Source organism: Mesorhizobium sp. M1E.F.Ca.ET.063.01.1.1 (genome assembly GCF_003998155.1).
Lineage (GTDB): Bacteria > Pseudomonadota > Alphaproteobacteria > Rhizobiales > Rhizobiaceae > Mesorhizobium.
Genome location: NZ_RZSC01000475.1, coordinates 1 through 4,657, shown reverse-complemented (window position 1 = coordinate 4,657; position 4,657 = coordinate 1). Strand labels below are relative to the sequence as shown.

Genomic DNA, 4,657 nt, shown 5'->3' with positions numbered 1-4,657 from the left:
ATGCGCATGGTGCTGCCCAATCTGGTCCCCGTGCTCGCCATCTGCGCCGGCCTCTCCGGCATCCGCTTCGCCTTCGAGGACCGTTTCGAGCCGGCCGTCGTCATGGTGCTGCTCGCCGCTTTCCTCGACGGCATAGACGGCCGCCTGGCGCGCATGCTGAAGGCGACCTCCAAGTTCGGCGCGCAGATGGATTCGCTGGCCGACATCGTCAATTTTGGCGTCGCGCCGGCACTGGTGCTCTATGCCTTCCTGCTCGACCGCGCCGGTTCGCCGGGCTGGATCGCGGCGCTTCTGTTCACCATCGCCTGCGGCATGCGGCTTGCCCGCTTCAACGTGCTGGCTGACGACGCCGACCAGCCGGCCTGGCAGAGCGAATATTTCGTCGGCGTGCCGGCGCCGGCGGGCGCGGTTCTGGTCATGCTGCCGCTCTATCTCTATTTCCTGCGGCTCGGGCTCGAACCCAGCCGACCGGCGGCCTTCATCGCCACCGGCTTCACTGTCCTGGTCGCCTTCCTGCTGGTCAGCCGGCTGCCGGTCTATTCGGGTAAGAGCGTCAAGGTGCCAGGCGACAAGGTGCTGCCGGTCATCCTGGGCGTCGTGCTCTACATCCTGCTGTTGATGGCCTATCCCTGGTACACGCTGACGGCCTCGGTCGCCGGCTATCTCCTCTTCCTGCCGTTTTCGGTGCGCGCCTATTCGAAGCGGGCTATGCGCGAAGGCGAGAAGGTGCCGCCTTCGGATATCGGGTAGCGGATGATCTCCCCCCTTGAGGGGGAGATGTCGCCGAAGGCGACAGAGGGGGTCGCTGCGCTTGAAGCGCTAACCTCTTCACTTCCGCAAAGGCGCCGGCGCTCTATGTGAGACGACCCCCATCTCCCCCTCAAGGGGGGAGATTACGCTGCCGCGCTCAGCCCCAACCTGTCGATCGCCAGCTTGCGCGCCGACACATAATCCGTCTTGCCGGAACCCAGCACCGGGATTTCTTCCACCTTGACGATGTCGCCTGGCACCATCAGTTCGGCCGCGCCTGCCTTCTTGCCGAACTGGCGCAGCTCCTCGGCGCTGGCGTCGCCGGCGGTGGTGACCAGCACGATTCGCTCGCCGCGCCGCTTGTCAGGCACTGCCACCGCGGCGTGGTGCTCTTCCGGCCACAGCGACTGCACCAGCATCTCGACCGCGCCCAGCGACACCATCTCGCCGGCGATCTTGGCGAAGCGTTTTGCCCGCCCGCGAATGGTGATGAAGCCGTCGCGGTCGACCGAGACGATGTCGCCGGTGTCGTGCCAGCCTTCGAGCGGCTGCAATTCGCCTGGACGGTCGGCGGTCATGTAGCCCATCATCATGTTCGGGCCGTCGAGCCACAGCCGGCCGGCATCGCCGATGCCCTCGACCGGCTCGAGCTTCATGCGGATCGCCGGCAGCAGACGCCCGACCGTGCCGTCGCGGTTGTGGATCGCGGTGTTCACCGCAACCACAGGCGCCGCCTCCGTCAGCCCGAAACCTTCGATGATCGATGCCTGGAAGCGGTCGCGATAGACGCGCCGTGTCTCGGGCTTCACCGCTTCGGCCCCGGCGACCACGAAACGCAGGCTGGAGAAGTCGCCGTCCTTGGCGGTGCGGGCATAGTTGGCGAGGAAGGTGTCGGTGCCGAACATGACGGTCGGCTTCACCTTGCGGGCGATTTCCGGAATGATCTTGTAGTGCAGCGGCGAGGGGTAGAGGAACAGTTTCACGCCCGTAACCAGCGGCAGGATCGTGCCGCCGGTGAGCCCGAAGGAGTGGAACACCGGCAGCACGTTGAGCAGGATGTCGGCCGGCGAGATCGTCACGCGCGCCTCGGCCTGCATGGCATTGGCCAGCAGACTTCGTTGCGAGAGAACCACCGCCTTGGGCGTGCCCTCCGAGCCCGAGGTGAACAGGATCACCGCCGCCTTGGCCGCTTGCTGCCGCTGCAGCGGGAAGCGCCAGAACAGCGCCGCGGCGACCTTGTCGAGCACCGTCACGCTCTCGCGCACGTCCTCCAGCCAGAGCATTTTGGCACCGCCTGCCTCGACGGCGGCGACGATGTCGTCGATGCCCGCCTTTTCGATGAAGGCGCGGGAGGAGACCACAGTGCGGATGACCGCGGTGCGGATCGCCGCCGTCACGCTCGCCGGACCGGCGGTGTAGTTGATCATCGCCGCGACACGGGCCGCCGAAATCAGCCCGACGAAGGACAGCACCACGCCATTGGCGTTGGGCAGAAGCAGCCCGACCGCTTCGCCGGGCGCCGTCACCGCCTCGAAGCGGCGGCCGAGCACGCGCGCGCCGATGAACATCTTGCGGTAGCTCAGCGCGCCCGAGATGACGTCCTCGATGATCGGGTGCGAGGTGCCGACTCTGGTTGCCGCATCGCGCATCGCCAGGAACAGACCGCGATCGAGATTGGAGCCATAGAGCCGCGCTTCGGCGAAACGGTCGAACAGCGCGTTGGTGTTGGAGGCCATATCAGGATTGCGCGCCACCAGCTCGGCGACCGTCATCGGCTCCAGCACGCTGAGCGACAGGCGCGGGAACCAGTGTCGCGGCGCCCTGTCGGCGGGCGTCAGCGACAGCGGCAGGTGGCGGGCTCCGGCGACGAAGATCGGCACGATGCGGGCGTCCGCCTGCATGGCGATGCGGGTGATGGCGCGAAACAGCCGGAACGACTTGACGTCGGGCTCGACATCGTCGGGCAGGTAGACGGCGAGCCGCCCCTTGCCTTTCAGCACGCGCACCAGCCGGCGGCTGACGAAGACATGCTCGGCGTTGAAGGCAATGGTGCGGCCAAGCTCGCGCCACGGCTCCAGCCAGGGCGAGCGGGCCGAGGCCTCGTCCAGGATGTGCAGCGTGTCGTCGGGTAAGAGCGACAGCATCAGCGCCGGTTCGATCCGCGACTGGTGCGAGACGACATAGATGACCGGCGTGCGCGCGTTGCGGGCAATGCGGATGCGCTCGTCGGCAATGCGGTAGGCGAGCTTGAACGGCACATAGAGCAGCGCCTGGGTGAGGCGCAGGTCGAGCCGGAACCTCTCGATCAGGCCGATCAGCAGCCAGGCAAAGACAAGGCCGGCAAGCAGCGCCAATGTCAGGATCATGCCGCTCTCCCAACGTCCTCCAGGGCGCGGCTCTTGGCGGCCGCTTCGAGCGCAGAGGGTAGCGGAAGTGGGGGCAAGGTCAATGAGGGGGTGGCGCGGCGTCCCCTTCTCCCCTTGTGGGAGAAAGTGGATCGGCGCGCAGCGCCGAGCCGGATGAGGGGTGCTGGAAGAAACGAGGCGTCGGAAAATTCAATGCTTTTAGGTACTTAAACCTGCGACGCCCCATTCCGTCCAACACCCCTCATCCATCCGAGCTTCGCTCGGCCACCTTCTCCCACAAGGGGAGAAGGGGAGCGTCGCCGCTACGCCGCCTTCAGCCGCCCGCTGATGAAGCGGAACTCCTGCGATTTGCCGCCGAAGCCGTAGGCCGCCGCCGGCACCTCATGCACGAAGGCGTAGCTTTCCTCGTGCACGCCGCCGAGCAGGCGGCCGAAGGCTTCGAAGATCGTCTTGAGATAGGCTTCGAGCTCCAACTTGGTGTTGGTGCCATCCACCACCTTGATATCGAGCCAGAAGGTGTTCGTCCCATGCTCGGCCAGCGACTTGCCGCCGGCGAACCAGTGCTGCGGGTCGATATAGCTGACCGCGACGGCGGTGATGGTAGGGTCCTTGCGCAGATGCGTGGCCGTGATCTCGGTGATGTCCTTCGCGATCGCGGCGGAAAGTTTTGCGTCCGGCTTGCCGGTGACGCTGACATTGATGATCGGCATTTTTCTCTCCTGCGTTGGAGCGGCTTCGCGCCGCCGATGGAGGGACCATGCCACCATCATAACATCAAGAAAATCGAATTGTTTTTGACAAAAGATTCGATATCATCGAAGTATGGAAATGCTCGATCCTGATCTCCTGAAAACCTTCCTTGCCTTCGTCGACGGCGGATCGCTGTCAAAGGCTGCATCCACGGTTGGCCGCACGCCGTCGGCGGTGACCGCGCAGATGCAGCGGCTGGAAGAAATCGTCGGCGAGCCATTGCTGGTCCCGCAGGGCAGGGGACGGGGGCTGACGCCGGCCGGCGAGGACCTTGTCGGTCACGCGCGGCGCATCATTGCCGTCCAGACCGAGGCCTGGCTGGCGCTGAAAGGCGCGCGCGCCGGTGGGCGCATCGCTATCGGCACGACGCAGGACTTTGCCGACCACGGGCTGCCCGACCTTTTGCGCGCCTTCGCGGTCAGCCATCCGCGCGTCAGGATCGAGCTGCGCGTCGGCCGCTCCCTGGAGCTCGAGTCAGCGCTGCAGGCAGGTCAGTTGGACCTCGCGATCACCATGCGCCATGCCCCTTCGCCGGATGAAGCGGCCCTCATCAGCGAGCCGATGCTGTGGCTCTGCTCGGAAAAAGGATTGGCGACGCGGCAGGAAGCAGTGCCGCTGGCGCTGCTCGATCCCTATTGCGGCTTCAGGGAGGCTGCGCTCAATGCGCTCGACGCCGCCGGCCGCCGCTACCGCATCGCCGCCGGCAGCGCCAGTCTTGCCGGCCTGCGCACCGCGGTCACTGCCGGCATCGCGCTGACGCTGCGCACGCGGCGCTTTGCACACTCCGGCAT

4 protein-coding genes are annotated in these 4,657 nt (G+C 66.1%); 2 read left to right on the top strand and 2 right to left on the bottom strand.

The window, feature by feature from the left end; genetic code table 11:
* Positions 1 to 750: phosphatidylcholine/phosphatidylserine synthase (locus tag EOA29_RS25750; protein ID WP_245468538.1), on the top strand; the 750-nt coding region annotated here is incomplete at its 5' end.
* A 143-nt stretch (positions 751 to 893) separates the two neighbouring features.
* Here EOA29_RS25750 and EOA29_RS25745 read toward each other — a convergent pair.
* Both EOA29_RS25745 and EOA29_RS25740 read right to left on the bottom strand, forming a co-directional pair.
* A complete protein-coding gene (locus EOA29_RS25745; RefSeq protein ID WP_126094882.1) occupies positions 894 to 3,116 on the bottom strand; it encodes an AMP-binding protein in 2,223 nt (740 codons plus the stop codon).
* 302 nt (positions 3,117 to 3,418) lie between these two features.
* Positions 3,419 to 3,826, bottom strand: a complete 408-nt coding sequence (locus tag EOA29_RS25740; RefSeq protein ID WP_126094881.1) for a 4-oxalocrotonate tautomerase family protein — start codon at positions 3,824 to 3,826, stop codon at positions 3,419 to 3,421.
* A 112-nt stretch (positions 3,827 to 3,938) separates the two neighbouring features.
* Between EOA29_RS25740 and EOA29_RS25735 the strand changes: the two genes are divergently transcribed.
* The coding region (locus EOA29_RS25735) for a LysR substrate-binding domain-containing protein (RefSeq protein WP_127221796.1) at positions 3,939 to 4,657 on the top strand (719 nt) is incomplete at its 3' end.

Coding starts and splice junctions, on each gene's coding strand:
- EOA29_RS25745 (WP_126094882.1), bottom strand. CDS start 3,116: ATGATCCTGACATTGGCGCTGCTTGCCGGCCTTGTCTTTGCCTGGCTG.
- EOA29_RS25740 (WP_126094881.1), bottom strand. CDS start 3,826: ATGCCGATCATCAATGTCAGCGTCACCGGCAAGCCGGACGCAAAACTT.